16 protein-coding genes are annotated in these 17859 nt (G+C 47.7%); 2 read left to right on the top strand and 14 right to left on the bottom strand.

Going from position 1 to position 17859, the window contains the following annotated elements:
• The coding region (locus tag ACWB0I_RS13000) for a hypothetical protein (RefSeq protein ID WP_479388500.1) at window positions 1–891 on the top strand (891 nt) is incomplete at its 5' end.
• A 135-nt stretch (window positions 892–1026) separates the two neighbouring features.
• Window positions 1027–3468: a glycoside hydrolase family 2 protein gene (locus ACWB0I_RS12995; protein ID WP_479388499.1), complete on the top strand. Its 2442-nt coding sequence runs from the start codon at window positions 1027–1029 to the stop codon at window positions 3466–3468.
• A 7-nt stretch (window positions 3469–3475) separates the two neighbouring features.
• Here the strand turns inward: ACWB0I_RS12995 and tadA are convergent, their stop codons facing one another.
• The 14 genes from tadA to amrB all read right to left on the bottom strand — a co-directional run bounded on the left by tadA (window position 3476) and on the right by amrB (window position 17247).
• Complete coding sequence (gene tadA, locus ACWB0I_RS12990) at window positions 3476–3943, bottom strand: tRNA adenosine(34) deaminase TadA (protein ID WP_479388498.1); 468 nt, start codon at window positions 3941–3943, stop codon at window positions 3476–3478.
• Between the two features lie 13 nt (window positions 3944–3956).
• Window positions 3957–4820 (bottom strand): formyltetrahydrofolate deformylase, encoded by an 864-nt coding sequence (gene purU / locus ACWB0I_RS12985; protein ID WP_479388497.1) that lies wholly within the window; start codon window positions 4818–4820, stop codon window positions 3957–3959.
• Between the two features lie 443 nt (window positions 4821–5263).
• Window positions 5264–6691 carry an NADPH-dependent glutamate synthase gene (gene gltA, locus ACWB0I_RS12980; protein ID WP_479388496.1) on the bottom strand — a complete coding sequence of 476 codons (1428 nt, stop codon included), beginning with the start codon at window positions 6689–6691 and terminating at the stop codon, window positions 5264–5266.
• A gap of 17 nt (window positions 6692–6708) precedes the next feature.
• Window positions 6709–7575 carry a sulfide/dihydroorotate dehydrogenase-like FAD/NAD-binding protein gene (locus tag ACWB0I_RS12975; RefSeq protein WP_479388495.1) on the bottom strand — a complete coding sequence of 289 codons (867 nt, stop codon included), beginning with the start codon at window positions 7573–7575 and terminating at the stop codon, window positions 6709–6711.
• A 340-nt stretch (window positions 7576–7915) separates the two neighbouring features.
• Window positions 7916–9007, bottom strand: a complete 1092-nt coding sequence (gene dprA / locus ACWB0I_RS12970) for a DNA-processing protein DprA (protein ID WP_479388494.1) — start codon at window positions 9005–9007, stop codon at window positions 7916–7918.
• Window positions 9004–9999: a GTPase ObgE gene (gene obgE, locus ACWB0I_RS12965; RefSeq protein WP_479388493.1), complete on the bottom strand. Its 996-nt coding sequence runs from the start codon at window positions 9997–9999 to the stop codon at window positions 9004–9006. The genes dprA and obgE overlap by 4 nt, the downstream gene beginning before the upstream one ends.
• A gap of 18 nt (window positions 10000–10017) precedes the next feature.
• The gene (gene porQ / locus ACWB0I_RS12960; RefSeq protein WP_479388492.1) at window positions 10018–10983 is read right to left on the bottom strand and encodes a type IX secretion system protein PorQ; all 966 of its coding nucleotides are present in this window, start codon (window positions 10981–10983) and stop codon (window positions 10018–10020) included.
• Complete coding sequence (murI, locus tag ACWB0I_RS12955; RefSeq protein WP_479388491.1) at window positions 10973–11833, bottom strand: glutamate racemase; 861 nt, start codon at window positions 11831–11833, stop codon at window positions 10973–10975. Before murI ends, porQ begins: the two co-directional genes overlap by 11 nt.
• 8 nt (window positions 11834–11841) lie before the next feature.
• Complete coding sequence (locus ACWB0I_RS12950; RefSeq protein WP_479388490.1) at window positions 11842–13392, bottom strand: N-acetylmuramoyl-L-alanine amidase family protein; 1551 nt, start codon at window positions 13390–13392, stop codon at window positions 11842–11844.
• Between the two features lie 165 nt (window positions 13393–13557).
• Window positions 13558–14178, bottom strand: coding sequence for a GNAT family N-acetyltransferase (locus tag ACWB0I_RS12945; RefSeq protein ID WP_479388489.1), 621 nt, complete (start codon window positions 14176–14178; stop codon window positions 13558–13560).
• A 26-nt stretch (window positions 14179–14204) separates the two neighbouring features.
• The gene (locus tag ACWB0I_RS12940; protein WP_479388488.1) at window positions 14205–14642 is read right to left on the bottom strand and encodes a TPM domain-containing protein; all 438 of its coding nucleotides are present in this window, start codon (window positions 14640–14642) and stop codon (window positions 14205–14207) included.
• Between the two features lie 120 nt (window positions 14643–14762).
• Window positions 14763–15509 (bottom strand): TPM domain-containing protein, encoded by a 747-nt coding sequence (locus ACWB0I_RS12935; protein WP_479388487.1) that lies wholly within the window; start codon window positions 15507–15509, stop codon window positions 14763–14765.
• 12 nt (window positions 15510–15521) lie between these two features.
• Window positions 15522–16133, bottom strand: coding sequence for a LemA family protein (locus ACWB0I_RS12930; RefSeq protein WP_479388486.1), 612 nt, complete (start codon window positions 16131–16133; stop codon window positions 15522–15524).
• A 280-nt stretch (window positions 16134–16413) separates the two neighbouring features.
• Window positions 16414–17247, bottom strand: coding sequence for an AmmeMemoRadiSam system protein B (gene amrB / locus ACWB0I_RS12925; RefSeq protein WP_479388485.1), 834 nt, complete (start codon window positions 17245–17247; stop codon window positions 16414–16416).
• Between the last annotated feature and the right edge of the window lie 612 nt (window positions 17248–17859).

Here is a 17859-nt window from a genome sequence, read left to right as displayed (position 1 = left end):
GAGCTTAAAAACAGCCAACCGCTGCCCAACTGGTGGACCTGGCGCGCTTTCTGGGCGCTTGCCGAATATGTAAAATGGTACCATGAACGATCTTCCTCGTTACTGGATTCCGTGCAAACGGCCATCAAAAAGGTGTTGCCCCAGGTAGACACTTTGATGCTGGCTCAGGGGCGCTGGCAAACCATTCAGGGCTTTAAAGTACCCTGCTGGTTGCCGCAAACCTTTGCTGCCGATCAGGGCGCGCTGCTGCTCAAGGCGCTAACCACGCTGTACGCAGTGCAAAAAGAGGAAAAACAGTTGAAACAAATCCATACCCTTGCCGATGCTATTCTGGCCATTCAGGTAAAAGATGAACGTTCTCCGTTTTATGGCGCTTTTTTAAGCTGGCAAAATGTCTGGCATGCTTATGGTAATAGTCAGGCCGATGCCTTATTTGATGCCTTTGAAGTTATAGGCGATTCGGCCTATTTTAAGGCAGCCCGCCTGGAAGTGACCCGCTTTTACGTGGCGTTACAGGAGCAAAACTATTTACACAGCGCCCGTTTAAAAAATGATCATGGCCGGGTGAAGGTGCTTAAGGCAGAACCGTTTGAGCAAATCGCTTACGATTTTCGTCCCATGATCTGGGCTACGGTGCATGCCTGGCGATTGAGCGGGGAACCGCAATTTCTGCAACAGATTTTGAACCTTACTGCCTGGTTCAGAGGAAAGAATATTGCTGGCAAAGCGATGTACGATCCGCAGACGGGCCGTTGTTTTGACGGAATTGTTTCGGAAACAAAAGTGAACTTAAATTCGGGCGCGGAGTCTACCATCGAGGCTTTGCTGGCTTTAATGGAAGTGGAGAGATGGCCGGCTCTCAGGCAACGATTAGCTGCCCTGTGGCCGTGAGATCCCGGCGATTCGTACACACAGAAATAACCGGACCTGAAAAAGAAGTTTACCTTTAAATTTGCAAATCTGTTCACCTGGGACGGATAAAAGCTTATTGATTGACACAAAAACCATATTCAGACGGAGGATTAAGTGAAGAACCCGTATTTTCTGGAAGAAAATTGGAGAGCCTTTTTACACACAACACGCCAGAGCCATCCGGATTTTACCATTCCTGAGGAGGGGGTGCCCGCATGTGTTCCTGGTACGATTCATAGCGATCTGCTAAGAGCAGGGATTATTCCCCATCCTTTTTATGGGATGAATGAAAAAGAGCTACAATGGATTGACTGGAATGACTACCGCTACGAATGCCGATTCGATTTACCAGATGGCATGGATTTGCAACGTAGTATTTTTCTGGTTTTTGAGGGCCTGGATACCATTGCCACCATCTATCTTAACCGGCAGAAACTGGCCGAAACAAAGAACATGTTCCGTTCCTATCGTTTTAAAATCAATGCTTTATTAAAAGAAAGAGAAAATCTTTTACAGATTATTTTCAAATCAGCAAAAGTTTACGGACATGAATACCAGCCAAAGATCAGGCAAATGCGCACGGCGCGACATACGGAGCGCGTGTTTGTGCGTAAGAGTCAGTACGCCTTTGGCTGGGATTGGGGGCCCCAGTTTGCCACCTGCGGCGTCTGGCGTCCAGTGTACCTGCAGCAGGCCGAATGCGGCATTCAGGCCGTAACTTTTGATGCGCTGGCCTTTAAATCAAAAAAGGTAAAAGTGAAATCCGATGTCGTTTTGTGGGGAAAAGCGCCTGCCGGGAGCCAATTGGAATTAAATCTGGAAATCGAAGAGCAAAACGGCCGACGGAATATCTACCGAGCAAGCTTGAACAACCCTGTGAAGCAAAACTCGTTTGAATTTGAGGTTGAAAACCCGGCGCTCTGGTGGCCAAACGGGATGGGAAAAGCCGTTTTGCACACATTGAACGTGACGCTTTTTGATCGCAACAATCAGTTGCTTGCCTCAGAGCAGAAGAGAGTAGGGATTCGTAAACGGGAATTGGTGACAACGGAAAATGGCAAACCGGTTTTCTATTTCAAAATCAATGATCAACCGCTTTTTGTGCAGGGCGCTAACTGGATTCCGGCGCATGCTTTTTTGCCTGAAGTAAAACGAGAAACGTATCGTCGCTTGCTGGAGATGGCGGCCGATGCCCATATGAATATGATCCGCGTGTGGGGCGGCGGCATTTACGAGGACGATTATTTTTACCAGTTGTGTGATGAACTGGGGTTGCTGGTCTGGCAGGATTTTATGTTTGCCTGCGCGGCCTATCCCGAAGACGACGATTTTGTGGCCGAGGTAAAAGAAGAATTGGAAGAAAACGTCCTGCGCTTGCGCCATCACCCTTCCATTATTTTGTGGAATGGCAATAATGAAAACGAATGGATCTGGTTTCGTGAAAAAGCCAGAAAAGTGGAAGAGATGCCAGGCTATCGTCTGTTTCACGATTGGTTCGTCAGATGGATGAATCAATTTGATCCATTCCGGCCGTACTGGCCCACTTCCCCCTGGGGCATGGAACCCGATCCCAATGATGTACATAGCGGTAATCGACATGCCTGGGACATCTGGTCTTCCTGGGTAGATTACACACAGGTGGAGCACGATCGGAGTCTGTTTGTTACGGAATTTGGATTTCAGGCCCCGGCACATTATCAAACACTGGCAAGCGTCATCCCCGAAGAAAATTGGGGGGCGCAAAGCGAGCATTTTGAATGGCACAATAAACAGGAAGAGGGCAACGAGCGCCTGTTCCGTTTTCTGGCCGGTCATTTACCTGTGGTTACCGACATGCCGGAATTTATTTATTTGACGCAATTGAATCAAGCCCTTGCTCTGCGCACCTGTTTTGGTCACTGGCGCTTACAGCAACCCCACACCATGGGAGCCATCGTCTGGCAACTGAACGATTGCTGGCCAGTTACTTCCTGGTCATTGATCGACTTTGAATTACGCCCAAAATTGGGCTATTATCAGTTGAAAAACGTCCTGGCCTCAGAGGTGATCTTTTTCCGGCAAAAAGAGACCGCCATCGAGACGCGTGTCATTCTGCCGCAAGGTACGGATCAATACGAAGTAAAAATAGTGGGTCTGAGGGCTAATGGTAAGACCATGCGGGAACTGTATTCCAAAGTGATCAGCAAGGCCTATTCCAATATACCACTTAAAATTTCAAAAAAAGAGTTTAGCGATTATCCCATTTTGATAGCCACGCTTTATGATAAAGCCGGTCAAATCGTTGCGCGCGATCTGTTTACTTTTAAACCCTGGAAGCATCTGTCATTACCGTTTCATATCGACAATTTAAAATTGGTAGCGGAAAATGGATTGTGGATTGAATGTGGGAAGCATGCGGCCTTTTTTGTTGAAGTTCGGCATCCACAGGTGAATTTTCTTAACCAGGGATTTACCCTTCTGCCTGGCGAACGCCAGCAACTGTTAAGGGAGGAAGATTTTCAGAGCGCTGTTCTGGATGAAATTGAGCTGTTCTGTTTGAATCAGTTTTTGTCGTAAAAGGGCATTAATCGTCGTTCTTTTTGCGTAAGCTCTGGAAAAATTCAAGCATTAAAGCCGCGCATTCATCGCGAGCAACGCCGGGCGTAACTTCAATCTGGTGGTTCAAACGGGGGTCGTTCAGCAAATTAAACAGACTGGAGTGGGCGCCTGTTTTAATATCCTGCACGCCGTAAACAACGCGTTTTAGGCGCGCTAAAACCGAAGCGCCGGCGCACATGGAGCAAGGCTCGACGGTCACATAAAGAGTGGCGTCGTACAGCCATTTTTCTCCAACGGTGGCGCAGGCCGATGTAATGGCGATCATTTCTGCGTGGGCTGTGGGATCCTTCAACAATTCCACCTGGTTGTGTCCGCGACCAATGATACGCTGATTTAAAACGACAACCGCGCCTACAGGCACATCGTCGTGTTGTAATGCCTTGCGTCCTTCTCTGAGGGCTTCGCGCATGAAATAAACGTCATCAAACTCCATTCTGCCCCTTTCATCATTCAAAAATGATGGTTTTGCGGCCGTGTACTAAAATGCGGTGTTCGAAATGGTAGCGCAAGGCCTTTGCCAGTACCAGACGCTCCAGGTCCCGTCCTTTACGAATCAGATCTTTTAAGGTATCGCGGTGCGAAATACGGATGACGTCCTGTTCAATGATCGGCCCCTGGTCCAGCTCTTCGGTTACGTAATGGCTGGTTGCTCCAATGATCTTCACGCCGCGTTCAAAAGCCTGGCGGTAAGGATTGGCGCCGATAAAGGCCGGAAGAAAAGAATGGTGAATGTTGATGATGCGGTTTGGATGCTGTTTTACAAAATGAGCCGAAAGAATCTGCATGTAGCGCGCCAGCACAATGGTATCCACCTTGAGATCCTCCAGCAAACGGAGCTCTTTTTCTTCCTGTTTTTGTTTGTTCGCCTTGGTGATAGGGAAATGGTAAAAAGGAATGCCAGCCTGCCGGGCAACAGGTTCTAAATTGGTGTGATTGGAAATGATGCAGACAATTTCAATGGGGAATTCATCTAATTGGTAGCGCCAGAGGATTTCGTTCAGACAGTGATCTAATTTTGAAACAAAGATGGCAACTCTGGATTTCTGTTCAGAAAATCTGATTTGCCAGTTGGCCTTAAATTCTTTAGCCAATGGTTTAAAAGCGGCCGGCAGGTCTTCGGCCGGAATGGAAAAATGGGACATATCCCAGGCCACGCGAATAGAAAAGGTGTTTTCTGCCGGATCAACATGCTCGTCCAGATCAATGATATTGCCGCCCCGTTCAAAAACAAAATGTGCAATCCGCGCAATCAATCCTACGCGATCGGGGCAGGTTAGTAAAAGGATAGCGGTTGAAGGTTGTGTGTTCATTCTGAGCCCTTTTCATTTTTTTGCTGGCAAAAGATAAACAAGTTAGCCAGAATTGAAAAATTTTTTTGTCTGGCGCTGTCGGGCGGCGCCCGAATTTTTTGCCGGAATTGCCTGCTGCCGGTGTAAGGGATTCTTCTCCCCCGATAAATCGGGGACTCAGAATGACATGCCGGCACGGTTCCTCACCGCCTGGGCAAAACTTTCCCCTTCGCAAATTAATTCGTAATTCGTAATTTTTAATTAAAATTGATTTTTTAAGCCCTTTATGATTTCTCTGGGCTCTCTGTGGTTACTTAAATCCATGCGGTTTTTTAAAGGTTGCTGCTATGCTGCCTTAGATTTAACTACGGTAAGTTGTGAAAAACCGATTCCATGAGCAGTCTGGCGCAAAAAAAAAAAGGCAGAGCTCGGGCCCTGCCTTTCACATTGTACCAGCTAACATATTACCATGTACCGTTCTGTAAATACTGGTCGATTGCTGCAGCCGCTTTGCGTCCGGCGCCCATGGCTAAAATAACCGTTGCGCCGCCGGTTACAATATCCCCCCCGGCAAACACGCCTTTTTTAGAGGTTTTCATGGTTTCTGGATCCACTACAATGGTGCCGCGTCGACTGGTTTCAATTTCGGGCGTTGTTTGGGTAACCAGCGGATTGGGACCGTTACCAATGGCCACCACGGCCACATCAATATCAACTGTAAAATTAGAGCCTTCAATGGGAATAGGCCGGCGGCGCCCCGACTCGTCCGGTTCGCCCAGTTCCATTTTGATCAATTCCATGGCCTTTAGCCAGCCTTCTGAATCCCCTATCAGACGTACGGGGTTGGTCAGCAACATAAATTGTACGCCCTCTTCTTTTGCGTGTTTGACCTCTTCCACACGGGCCGGCATCTCTTTTTCTGAACGGCGGTACACGATGTAGGCATTTTTAGCCCCCAGTCGAAGAGCCGTACGCACGGCATCCATAGCCGTATTGCCCCCGCCAAAAACGGCCACATTTTTATTGTGACAATCTAAGATGGGCGAATCGTATTGCGGAAACTGGTAAGCCTTCATCAAATTAACGCGCGTTAAAAACTCATTTGCCGAGTACACGCCATTCAGATTTTCGCCTTCAATCCCCAGGAACCATGGCAAGCCGGCGCCTACACCCAGGAAGACAGCGTCGTAACCTTCTTCCTGCATCAGTTCATCCACTGTAAAAACGCGGCCAATAATCACGTCCGTTTCGAATTTGACGCCCATGCGTTTCAGACCTTCAATTTCGGTTCGTACAATTTCTTTGGGCAAACGAAATTCAGGAATGCCGTAAACCAGCACGCCGCCCAATTCGTGCAGAGCTTCAAAAACAGTGACTTCGTAACCCTTCTCACGCAGGTCTTTGGCGCAGCTCAAACCGGCCGGTCCGCTGCCCACAACAGCCACTTTTTTGCCATTGGAGTGTTTCACCTCAGGCACTTCAATTTTACCCGATTGACGCTCGTAATCGGCCACAAACCGTTCCAGATAGCCAATAGCCACAGGTTCATTGCGTTTGCCTACCACACAGGCCTCTTCGCACTGTTCTTCCTGTGGGCACACGCGACCACAAATGGCCGGCAGAGCGTTGTCTTCTTTGATTTTCTTTACGGCGCCTAAAAAGTCGCCTTCGGCAATCAGAGCAATAAAATCTTTAATTTGAATGTTGACAGGGCAGCCCGCTACGCAGGTCGGTTTGGGACACTGCAGACAGCGTTGGGCCTCTGCCATGGCTAATTCCGATGTGTATCCTAAATTAACTTCATCGAAATTTCTGCTACGCTCCACGGGATCCTGTTCGATCATGGGATGCCGTGGTATTTTCATCCGTTCTTTTGGTGTCAGTTGATTCATAGCCCTTCCCGTGATTTTTAGTTAGTTTCCTGCAATGATTTAATTTGTTCGTTTAATCGGCAATGTTCTTCAAAACGTTTTAATGCTTCCTGTTCATATTCACGGTACATCTTGTTGCGATCGGCCAGATTCTTAAAATCGACTTTGTGCGCATCAAATTCCGGACCATCCACACAGGCAAATTGCGGTTTGCCGTCAATCAGCACACGGCAACCACCACACATGCCTGTGCCATCCACCATGATCGGGTTCAGGCTAACTACGGTTTTAATACCATAAGGCCGCGTTACATCAGCTACGGCTTTCATCATGGGAATGGGGCCAATGGCCAGCACAAAATCGATCTTTTTGCCCTGCTCGATCAGCTCTTTCAGTTTGTCGGTCACAAAACCGTGAAAACCATAGGAACCATCGTCGGTGGTAATGTAGGCTTCGTCGCTTACCGCCTTCATTTCATCTTCCAGAATGACCAGCTCTTTGTTCCGGGCCCCGTTAATGGTGATGACGTAATTCCCGGCCTGCTTCAATGCTACGGCAGTAGGGTAGGCGATGGCCGTGCCCACGCCGCCTCCGATGCTCACAGCCGTTCCAAAATGTTCAATGTGCGAGGGCTGACCTAATGGGCCGACAACATCCAGAATGTACTCCCCCTTTTCTTTCAGATTCAGTTCGCGGGTGGTTTTGCCCACCCCCTGAACAATAATGGTGATGGTCCCTTTTTCCTCATTGGAGTTGGCAATGGTTAAAGGAATGCGCTCACCGTGCTCATGAATGCGGACAATTACAAATTGCCCGGCTTTGCGCTTTCTGGCAATCCTTGGCGCTTCGATTTCGAACAGTTTAATGTTCTCTGCTAAAAATCGGGCTTCGATGATTTTGAACATAGGCCTTTTTCCTGTCTTTGGTTTCTACGATGTAAAAGTTTTTAAGTGATAAATTTAGCAATTAAAATCCATTAAAACAACTGAAATTTAACAGTTTTCCAATGACCATAGAAAAAAATAACCTGCGGTAGAATAGCGAAAAAGGAGGCTATGTCACTGTCATTTTTTAACAGAAATTGCACGCTCAAAGTGGAATAAAAAATCGATTTAAGAAGCAAAGAGAAAAGGGCATCATCAGCTCAGGGAGCGTTTGGTTAAAAGAAACGGGATTTTGAAAGTGCAGGCCATCTTGCTTACGTTAAGGCCAATGATGGAAGGGAGGGAAAAAGGTAAAATAAGTTCAAAGGCGGATGAACATCTTGCCGGCCAGCTGGCGGATGGCGCCCATGAGTTCCAGAGTAAGCAGGGCGCTAAGTGTTTCTGCCGGAGAAAGTTGTGTTTCATAGGCAATTTGATCCACATGTAACGGTTGATCTGAGAGCAGATCGTAAATGCGTTTCAGGTGGCCCTGCAGGTTGAATTGTGGACGCCGGGCGCGTTTTAAAGAGAGTTCTAATTGGGGGGCCAGTTCTTCCAATATTTGTTCCGGGGACAGGGCCGGAACGGCTCCCTGTTTAATCAGGCGATTGCAACCTGCGCTCTTTTGGGACAGAATGGAGCCAGGCACGGCAAATACATCCCGATTTTGATCATTGGCGTACATGGCGGTCAACAGGGCTCCGCTTTTTTCACCGGCCTCTGTGATCAGCACTGCCGTGGCCAGGCCGCTGATGATTCGATTGCGTTTCGGGAAATTCCCGGCATCGGGTTTGGTGCCCATGGGGTATTCGCTTAAAATTAAACCTTTTTCGAGCATTTCATGAAACAATTTGCTGTTTTCCGGAGGGTAGATGACGTCCAGGCCATTGCCTAACACGGCTATGGTTGACGAGGGGTATTTTAATCCGATGCGGTGCCCGATGCTGTCCACGCCACGGGCAAAGCCACTGATAATGCAAAAATGGTTCCGGGCCAGGGTCTCGGCAAACTGTTCGGTGATTAATTTTCCGTAGCTGGAGGGATTGCGTGTGCCAACAATGGCCACGCTAAGGTTGTTAAGCAGATCAATATTCCCTTTGTAAAAGAGAAAGGCCGGCGGATCATAGATCTTTTTTAAGCGTTCAGGGTAAACATCATCCCAATAAGTTAAAACCTGAACCTGGATCTGCTCTAAGCGTTTTAGCTGTTTTTGAACAAAGGTCTGGTCCGGCCCTTGTTTAATCCGTTCGGCTGTTTTGCGGTCTACGCCTTCTACGCCGGTAAGCTGCCGAAAGCTGGCTTTTAAAACCGCCTCAGGCGAACCAAAAACAGAGATCAATTTACGCATTTTTGCCGGGCCGATGGTCGGTATGGAAAACAGGCCCAGCAAAGCCTCCAATGAAAAAGAGTTCATTCCATGTTTTCTATTTGTTCTGCCTTTTGAATGAGCTGGTAAAATTGTTGTTTCAAAGCATTCAGATGGTCGCCGCGTACCGCGGAAATGGTTAGTACGGGTAAATCGTCTGCAAAGTGCGGAAGCTGAAAATCATCGTTTTGTAAATCCATTTTGGTCAGCACAATCATGGCTGGTTTTTGAACCAGAGTCTGGCTGTAGGCTTTGAGTTCATTGTGCAAAATGCGGAATGTCTCTTCCGGCTCGGGATCGGTGCTGTCGATCAGGTAGGCCAGGGCGCGTGTGCGTTCAATGTGTTTTAAAAACTGGATGCCCAGGCCTTTACCCTCATGGGCGCCTTCGATCAAACCGGGAATATCGGCCACCACAAAGCTGGTAAAATCCTGATAAGCGACAATCCCCAGATTCGGTTCAAGAGTGGTAAAAGGGTAGTCGGCAATTTTAGGTCGGGCATGGGAAATGCGCGACAGGAGGGTCGATTTACCGGCATTGGGCTGCCCCACCAGACCAATATCGGCAATCAATTTAAGTTCCAGTTCGATCCAGCGATCTTCACCCGGCTGCCCCGGTTCCCATTCGCGCGGGCTGCGATGAGTGGGCGTGGCAAAGCGGGCATTGCCCCGGCCGCCTCTACCGCCGCGGGCCACCACCAATTTTTGCCCTTCTTCTACAATGTCGCCAATGACTCGTCCGCTTTCGGCATCTTTAACTATGGTGCCCAGGGGAACCTGCAGAATGACATCGCCCCCTTTGCGTCCATGTTTGTTGCTGCCCATGCCGTGTTGTCCGCGTTTGGCCTTGTACAGTTTGTGGTAGGTATAATCCTGCAGGGTGCGTAAATGTTTGTTACCGACCAGAATGACGCTCCCTCCGTGTCCGCCGTCGCCGCCATCCGGACCGCCCTTAGGTACAAATTTTTCGCGGCGGAAGCTCATGGCGCCGCTGCCGCCGTGCCCTCCAATTACATGTATTTTAACATAATCAATAAACATAGAAGTTTTGTTTCTATTCTAATGCAAATTACCGGAAATGCCAAAGCGGTGTACATTGCCTAAAAATTCAAAGTTAGAATAGGCGTAATCGATGCGCAGCGATTTAATGATCAATCCAAGACCTGCAGAAAATCCGGCAAATTTTCCCTGTGTAGTAACGTCGGATTGCAGGCTTTCGTGTTGCTCATTGTTGTAACCAAGGCGCACATGCAGGTGCTTACTCAGGTGAAATTCTCCGCCCAGCGAAAATCGTTTGAAGCGTTCGTACCATTTGTCGGCATGTTGATTTAATTTTTGCAGGCGAAAACTGATTTCCAGAGGTAAGTGCGCTAATTTTTTACTCAGCCCTACATTCAGAGAAGTGGGCATGGGTTCTTTTTGATTGCTCTGCTCCGAGAAGCTATCTAACTGCCAGCCCAGATTTTGTAATGAGATGGCGAAATAGAGGTCAGACTGGAAAGGGGCCTTGTACAACAATCCAAAATCGAACAACCAGGCCGATGCCGTGTACACATCAATTTTAGAATAGGCCAGTTTGCTGGTAATGCCGTAGCTAAAGTTCTGGTCCAGATCGTCTGCCTGGGTAATGGCCAGGGCAAAGTCGCTGGCTGAAAAGGTGCGTCCGGTGCTCACGGCAAATTCGTTGGTCTCTTCGAACAGACCGTAATCAAAATAGGTAACGGTCAGGGCCACACGTTTCAGATAGGGTACGCGCTGTGAGTAAGCGGCCATGCCTCCGTTGATATCCAGCAGGTAATTGGTGTAATTAAAAACGAATTGACGGCTCTTTAGAAAAGACAATCCCGCCGGATTAAGGCTCAGACCATTCAAATCGCCGCGCACGGTCATAAAAGCGCTGCCCAGGGCCGCGCTGCGCGCTGAGAAATCGGTGCGTAAAAATTCAAAACCGGCCGTGTTGCCAGCGCTCAAAAAATGCGTCCCGTGTAACAGGAGTATGAAAAACAAGACCATTTTATTCTTCATGTAAAACCTCTAAATTTTGTAATAAAGGAGCATGGGAATTTTTAATCAAAAATTCATCGAAATCAATACGCTGCACATTTTGTAACGGTTGACCTAAGAACCGGGAACCAACCTCTGCAAATTGCCGCGCGCTGTCGCTGACAAAATAGAGGTCTTCTTTGCTTTTGGGGAGCGGATTGACCAGCTTTAGGGCATCCAGCTTGGTTTTGACCACCCGCGCGGTTTCCTTGCCAGAATCGATTAAGGTGACCTCAGGTCCTAAAATATCTTGAATGGTCGATTGTAGCAACGGGTAGTGTGTGCAACCCAGAATAATGGTATCCACCTGTTCTTCCATCAACGGTTGCAAATACTGTTTAAGCGTCAATCTGGTTACCGGGCCATCCAGCCATCCTTCCTCCACCAGAGGCACCAGCAGGGGACAGGGTTGGCCAAAAACACGGGCATCTGGCATTAACCTTAAAATGGCTCTGGCGTACGAATTGCTTTTGATGGTTGCGCTGGTGCCAATCACCCCGATGCGTTTGTTTCTGGTCTTTTGAACGGCAGCCTGCGCTCCGGGTTCCACTACGCCTTCAACCGGAATGTCCAGCCGTTCTTTTAAAAGATCCAGCGCGCTGGAAGAGGCCGTATTGCAGGCCACCACCAAAAATTTAATGTGGAATTGCAACAAAAACAGGGCGTCTTCCAGAGCAAATTGCTGAATGAGGCGCTTGGATTTTGTACCGTACGGAATGCGTGCGGTATCCCCAAAGTAGATTAATTGTTCATTGGGCAAAATTTTATTGAGCTGTTTAACTACCGTTAAACCACCGACTCCTGAATCAAAAACCCCGATCGGACGTGCCATGTTCTGCCTCACAATGCACTTTCAAAGTCTTTTTTGTATTTGACGATTCCTTCGGCCAGCGCCAGAGCAATTTTGGATTGTGTTGATTTTCTGCGCAACATTTTAGCTTCGCTTTTATTAGAAATGTAACCCATCTCTACCAGAATATTGGGCATGGTGGCCCCGACCATTACCCAGAAAGGCCCCTGTTTTACGCCGCGATCTTTCATGCCCAGCGGCTGTAAAAATCTACGCAACGATTTTTGCACCACCGAAGCCAGGTACTGGCTGTACTTAATAAAGGCATTTTGCGCCAGAGTAGCAAGGACGAAATTTATCCCCTGATATCTCTCCTGATCGCTGGCCGTTTCAAATTTAATAGATTCGTTTTCTTTTAGAACCACCTCACGGGCCCGCTCATCCTTTTCGGCGCTTAAAAAGTAAGTCTCAAATCCTCTGGCGCGATGGCTTTCACTGGCATTACAATGCAGGCTGATAAATAGCTTGCCGTGATTTTCGTTTGCAATTTTTGTGCGTTTCCATAGTGGAATGAAGACATCGCGGTTTCGCGTGTAAAGAATGTTAACATCGGGCAATTTCTTTTTCAGATAGTCGCCCAAAAGGAGACCAACCGAGAGCACAATGTCCTTTTCTTTGAGTTTGTAGTAGCCCAGGGCGCCCGGGTCCCTGCCGCCATGGCCCGGATCAATGACAATGGTATCGATCAGCCATTCTGATTTTTGACGTTCCAGCTCGTCATTGATGTTTTGCGTTTGCTGTTCATCCTGTGCTTTGCCTTCAGCGAGTTGCGCCTCTTTTTCGTGCAGGGTCAGTAAAATCTGATTGGTGCCCGCATCATAAAGCGCTTCGTGGGCTAATGGTTTCTTTTTTAAACGAAAGCCCAACGTCAGCAGAAGTTGATTCTGATCCGCACGTATTTCACGAATGGTCGGATCGTTGAGTTTGCGGGACAAAGCCTTTTCATCGCCCCGCCCGCCAACGATCTCCAGGTACAACCAATCGTTGATGATTTTGGTCTTGAGTTCCTGAGGGTTAAAGGGCCGGGTTGCGTTAAGGCTAATCAATGTACCGTTGGTTTTGTGTTCAATTTGCAAACTGGTAATATTAATATCGCGAACGGTAAAACGCAGCACGTTTTGCCGGGCGTCAAATTGTAAATGGAAGGAGGTGTACTCATTGAGCAGGGCGACCAGTTCCTCCACCGCTACCCAGAGCGCATCGTTTTTCCAGAGTGGTACAAACAGAATCTGCAGAATGCGATCATTAACCACCACAAACGAATTGTCGTGGGTAAACTTAATTTTGGCCTGATCGACAATGATGACGGTCTTTTTGCGGGCGCGGTTGGTGAATTGCCCAAAATGGTTAAGATCGGCAAAGTCACTGAGTTTGATGTAATATTGATTGTTTAAAATGAGGTAAGGGAGATGGCCGACCAGGCGTCCTTCTCTTTCAACCTTAAGGGAAGATAAAGATTGGGCCCTCAACCACTTAAGCGGGCTCAACAAAGACAGGCCCAGAGCCCAGGAAATCTTTTTTAGAAATTTTCTCCGAAACATGGTTCCCTTGTTTTACTAACTTTTTGAATTAAAAGAAATTATTGAAAGATGTAAAGCATTTCAAGCTAAAAATGCACACAGCGCAGGCCGGGGCTTTTGGGTGATTTATTACAGAACCTGTCAGATAGCGGATTGCCCGCCCATGGCCCGATTGCAACATCAAAATTATTTGATGTGGTACTCAAAACAGAGCGCATCTTTGGGCTTAAAGCCGATCTTCCTTAAGTAGTTACGATGGCTTTTAACCGCAGAGCAGGCGATCATTTTTTTTACGCCTTCCTGTCGGAACTTTCTGGAGAGGGCCTGCACCATAAAACGGCCATTTTTGTAGTCCCGGTAATCGGGAATGGCGTAGTCCAGTTTAATGGTAACCGTGTCGTCCGGCTGGCGTTCAACCACCAACAGGCCCACGGGCATCATATTTCGCAAAATCAAAAAGCGTTCGCTTCCTTCGTAGGTCCGGGGATCAAAATCAGGAAAGAATTTTTTAATATCTACCTGGTAGAATTCCAGAAAACGGTTAAAATAGATGGACAATTCTTTTGAGAGCGGTTGCAAGCTAAACGCTTCTTTTTCCCGATTCATGCGGATCAGGTAATAGATATCGACCAGGGCGATAAATCCATTCAGAAGGACCACCGGATAGGCTTTTACCAGGTAACCGTAAAAGGCAAATGTGGAAGCGCCAATCAGATTGATACGCCGCAGGTGGTAAATATTTTTCATCATTAAAGAAATAGCCACCAATATAGAGCCTGTGTAGCCGATGTATTCGTAAATATTCAATTTAAGTTCCCAATCTAGTTAAACCGCTATTCGCCGAACGAGATGTCGTCCGGTAGTTCGTTGACGTCATCGCTCTGGTAGGGGAAGTATTCTTTTAACTTCTGGCCAATCATCAAAATGCCTTTAATCAACCCCTGGCTGAATTCATTTTTTTTGAAATGTTCGAGCATGGCCTCTTTTACATCCTGCCAGAAATTTTCCGGCACTTTTTCGTTAATGCCTTTGTCGCCCCAGATGGCAAATTTGCGGTCACCGGCGGCCAGGTACACAATCACCCCGTTGCGTTGTGCAGTCTGGTGCATTTTTAGTTTCTGAAAAAGGACTTTAGCGCGCTCCAGGGCATCGCCTTTGCATTTTGATTCGATGTGCAAGCGAATTTCGCCGCTGGTCTCCTTTTCAGCTTCCTGAATGGCCTGAACAATTTGCTGTTGCTCTTCTTTGTTTAAAAATTTTGCCGGATCCATTTTTTTCTCCAAACCATGGTAGTTAATTGAATACCTTCATTAAGCCCACACGCCTGTGCTCTTTTTATCGGGAATTGGCGTAGGGTCGGTGGGCGGTGTCTGACGATATTTGTAAAAAGGTTACCAGCTTCCGCTGGCGCCGCCCCCGCCGGAAAGGCCGCCGAAACCGCCGCCGGAAAAACCGCCAAATCCGCCACCGCCGCTGCCACCGCCGAAGCCGCCCCAGAAAAAGGGCCCGAACCAGCTTCCGGAACGACGGGAACCGAGGGTCACGGCGCGGCGTCTGAACAACATGCGACTGATAAATGCAAATATGATCAGGGCGATGACCAGATTGCTCAATCCATCTTTCTTTTTTGTTTTGCTGGTTCGTTGAAGGGGGATCTGATACTTGCCTTCAGCAGCCGGGACAAGAACTTTTAATCCGGCCACTAGCCCATTAAAATAATCGCCCTTTTTGAAATAGGGAATCATATTGTTGTACAAAACCTGTCGGGCCTGAGCGTCTGTAATGACATCTTCCAGGCCATAGCCTACTTCAATTCTGGCCTTGTGATCGCGGGTAAAAATGGTGATTAACAGACCATTGTTTTTGTCCGGCAATCCAGGACGCCATTTTTCAAACAATTTAACGGTAAAATCTTCCAGGTAATAGCCTTCCGGAATGCGTTCGAAAATGGCCACAAAAATCTGATTGGAACTCCGTTGTTCCAGACCCTGTAGCATTTGGTTTAACTGCGCTTCCTGAGCTTCGGTTAAAACATTGGCATAGTCATTAACCCAGGCCGTGGGGCGTTCCGGTAATGGCTGAGCCTGACTTCCGGTTAACCAAAGACAAAGCAGTAATACGGTCAATAATCGTGTCATATTATTCTTCCATTAAAATTTTACTTCGGGCACTTTTTCGGCGCCGGCCTGAGCTTTAAAATAGGCCTTTTCTTTAAAGCCAAAAAAACCGGCAATAATATTACCCGGGAATTTTCTGATGGCTGTATTGTAAGCCTGAACGGCCTGATTAAAACGCCGGCGTTCCACGGCAATTCGGTTTTCGGTTCCCTCCAATTGGGCCTGCAAATCGGCAAAGCGCTGATCGGCTTTAAGATCGGGATAGCGCTCTACGACGACCATCAGGCGTTGCAAGGCCGAAGACAACGCATCCTGCGCCTGCTGGAACCGGGCAAAAGCCTGGGGATCATTGAGCACTTCGGGCCCAACATTGATCTGGCCCCCCACTTTAGAGCGCGCTTCTACAACGGCCTGCAGGGTTTCCCGCTCGTGCTTGGCATAGCCTTTTACCACTTGTACCAGATTGGGGATCAGATCAGCCCGACGCTGGTAAACATTTTCTACCTGAGCCCAGCTCTGATTTACGCTCTCTTCAAGAGTGACAAAGCTGTTGTAGTAATTTTTAACGGTTACAAACATGGAAAGGGCAAACAGAACAATGATTGCCACTCCCACAATTAAGCCAATTAAACAACCCCGTTTCATAATACCTCCAGTTATTTTTTTATTTTTGCTTTCGTCGCTATTTTAATCCTTCCGGAAACATGCATTTAGAACCGCGCCTTTTTAACCAATGAAAGAAATGACAATAAGTTCCGGCTAACCTGAAGAAGGCCTGCCGGAATTATTTCTCAGAAAGGTCAGAGTTTAGCTTGCGGGCCGTCCGCTTGTTAAAAATGATTGCCCTGTTTGGATGTTGAGGCCGTTTTGACTTCTCAAGGCTTTATTTCACAGAGCGCCTGCTGCCCACAGCCCCGGCAGAAAATTAGCTGTAAACAATGGCAGCCAGGTAGCCGACCACCTGATTGCGTTCACCGGTCACATCCCCGGAATTGCGGTAGAGAACCACTTTGGCTTTTTCCGCGCCCAGCGAACGGCAGGCTTTCATCATGGCAATAACCGGCCCACCTCCGCACATCTCGCAAAGACCGTTTTCCAGATCCTGGTACAGATTGTCTTCTTTAAAATTGTTAATGTGTGAGATAACTACCGAATCCAGATGCACGGCTTCGTCATAGGAGTGGTAATGGGACAGATCGGAACTGGCCACGATCAGGGCTTTTTCATCTTTCAGAACTTTGCTCAGCGCATCGGCCAGGGCTACAATATTGGGCCAATCCTGACTGCCCATGACAATGGGCACCAGGCTAAAATCTTCGAAAATGTGTTGCAGGAAAGGCAATTGGACCTCAAGGGCATGTTCTTCGCCTTCATGACCAATGTCAGATAAAACGAGCCGTTCATGCTGATCGGCCAGTTGGCGGCAAAGGACCTTTTGCACCGGAATCAATCCCAGAGGCGTTTCATAGTAATCGCCATCGTAGATGGAAACCTTGTCAAAATAGACATGATGGCTGGGCGAAATAACCACCACAACATCGTATTCAAAATCCATTACCTGTCTGTAAGCCCGGGCGGCCACCCCCCCGGAATACATGTAGCCGGCGTGGGGGGCAACGATTCCGTAAATGTGGTTCACGCCTTTCTCTGGCATGGAGTTTTCCAGAAAAACGGCCACTTCTCGTTCCAGGGTTACCCGGTTTCCAGAATAGAACATTCCGGCTACGGCCGGCCTGCGGATGACTTTGTCTTCGACCATGACACCACCTGTTCTATTTAAAATTGTTCATGTTCACACCATAACCAGACTCAATTTAAAAACAAATCGTTTGATTAACAATAAAAATCATTCTGAGGTTTCATTAGAATACTTCCCTTAAAAGATCAATCCCGCTTAGCGGAAGGCGAAAATTTTTGTGCATTGTGAAGAAGCAGAACCGTTGAATTGTTGAATGGTTTGATGTCCCGTCCCAGAGAATGGTAATTCCCGCTGCGCTCCAACCGGCTAAAGGGGCCGGACAATTAAGAAAATTTCCCACAAAGGTCTTCCCCCTCTCCCAGACTTTTATTCGGGGTGTGGGGTATCGAGGGGGTGTGGGCTAATTCGTGAAATGATTTCTGCTGTTGGAGGAGTAAAGTTAAGAGTATATGAGTGTAAAAGTTAAAAGGTTCCGAGGCACCGGCCAGTCATTTTTTAAAGAAGTTTTTTGGTTGCGGTTTTGCTGCCTTAGTTGAATAGTTGAATGGTTGAATAGCTAAATGGTAATGAGTGTCGTTCTTTTTCCCGCTTTATCGGGAGAAGAATCCCCTACACTGGCAGACAATTCACAAGCATAACGTAACTCGAGCTTCAGCTCGAAACTTTGTAAGG

The sequence above is a fragment of the Caldithrix sp. genome (genome assembly GCF_056497305.1).
Note: the sequence above shows the minus strand (reverse complement) of the source record. Positions and strands in the feature narration are given on the sequence as shown.

Bases quoted from the DNA above. Each gene is read 5' to 3' on its own strand.
- tadA (WP_479388498.1), bottom strand. From the start codon at position 3,943: ATGGAGTTTGATGACGTTTATTTCATGCGCGAAGCCCTCAGAGAAGGA.
- purU (WP_479388497.1), bottom strand. From the start codon at position 4,820: ATGAACACACAACCTTCAACCGCTATCCTTTTACTAACCTGCCCCGAT.
- gltA (WP_479388496.1), bottom strand. From the start codon at position 6,691: ATGAATCAACTGACACCAAAAGAACGGATGAAAATACCACGGCATCCC.
- ACWB0I_RS12975 (WP_479388495.1), bottom strand. From the start codon at position 7,575: ATGTTCAAAATCATCGAAGCCCGATTTTTAGCAGAGAACATTAAACTG.
- dprA (WP_479388494.1), bottom strand. From the start codon at position 9,007: ATGAACTCTTTTTCATTGGAGGCTTTGCTGGGCCTGTTTTCCATACCG.
- obgE (WP_479388493.1), bottom strand. From the start codon at position 9,999: ATGTTTATTGATTATGTTAAAATACATGTAATTGGAGGGCACGGCGGC.
- porQ (WP_479388492.1), bottom strand. From the start codon at position 10,983: ATGAAGAATAAAATGGTCTTGTTTTTCATACTCCTGTTACACGGGACG.
- murI (WP_479388491.1), bottom strand. From the start codon at position 11,833: ATGGCACGTCCGATCGGGGTTTTTGATTCAGGAGTCGGTGGTTTAACG.
- ACWB0I_RS12950 (WP_479388490.1), bottom strand. From the start codon at position 13,392: ATGTTTCGGAGAAAATTTCTAAAAAAGATTTCCTGGGCTCTGGGCCTG.
- ACWB0I_RS12940 (WP_479388488.1), bottom strand. From the start codon at position 14,642: ATGGATCCGGCAAAATTTTTAAACAAAGAAGAGCAACAGCAAATTGTT.
- ACWB0I_RS12935 (WP_479388487.1), bottom strand. From the start codon at position 15,509: ATGACACGATTATTGACCGTATTACTGCTTTGTCTTTGGTTAACCGGA.
- ACWB0I_RS12930 (WP_479388486.1), bottom strand. From the start codon at position 16,133: ATGAAACGGGGTTGTTTAATTGGCTTAATTGTGGGAGTGGCAATCATT.
- amrB (WP_479388485.1), bottom strand. From the start codon at position 17,247: ATGGTCGAAGACAAAGTCATCCGCAGGCCGGCCGTAGCCGGAATGTTC.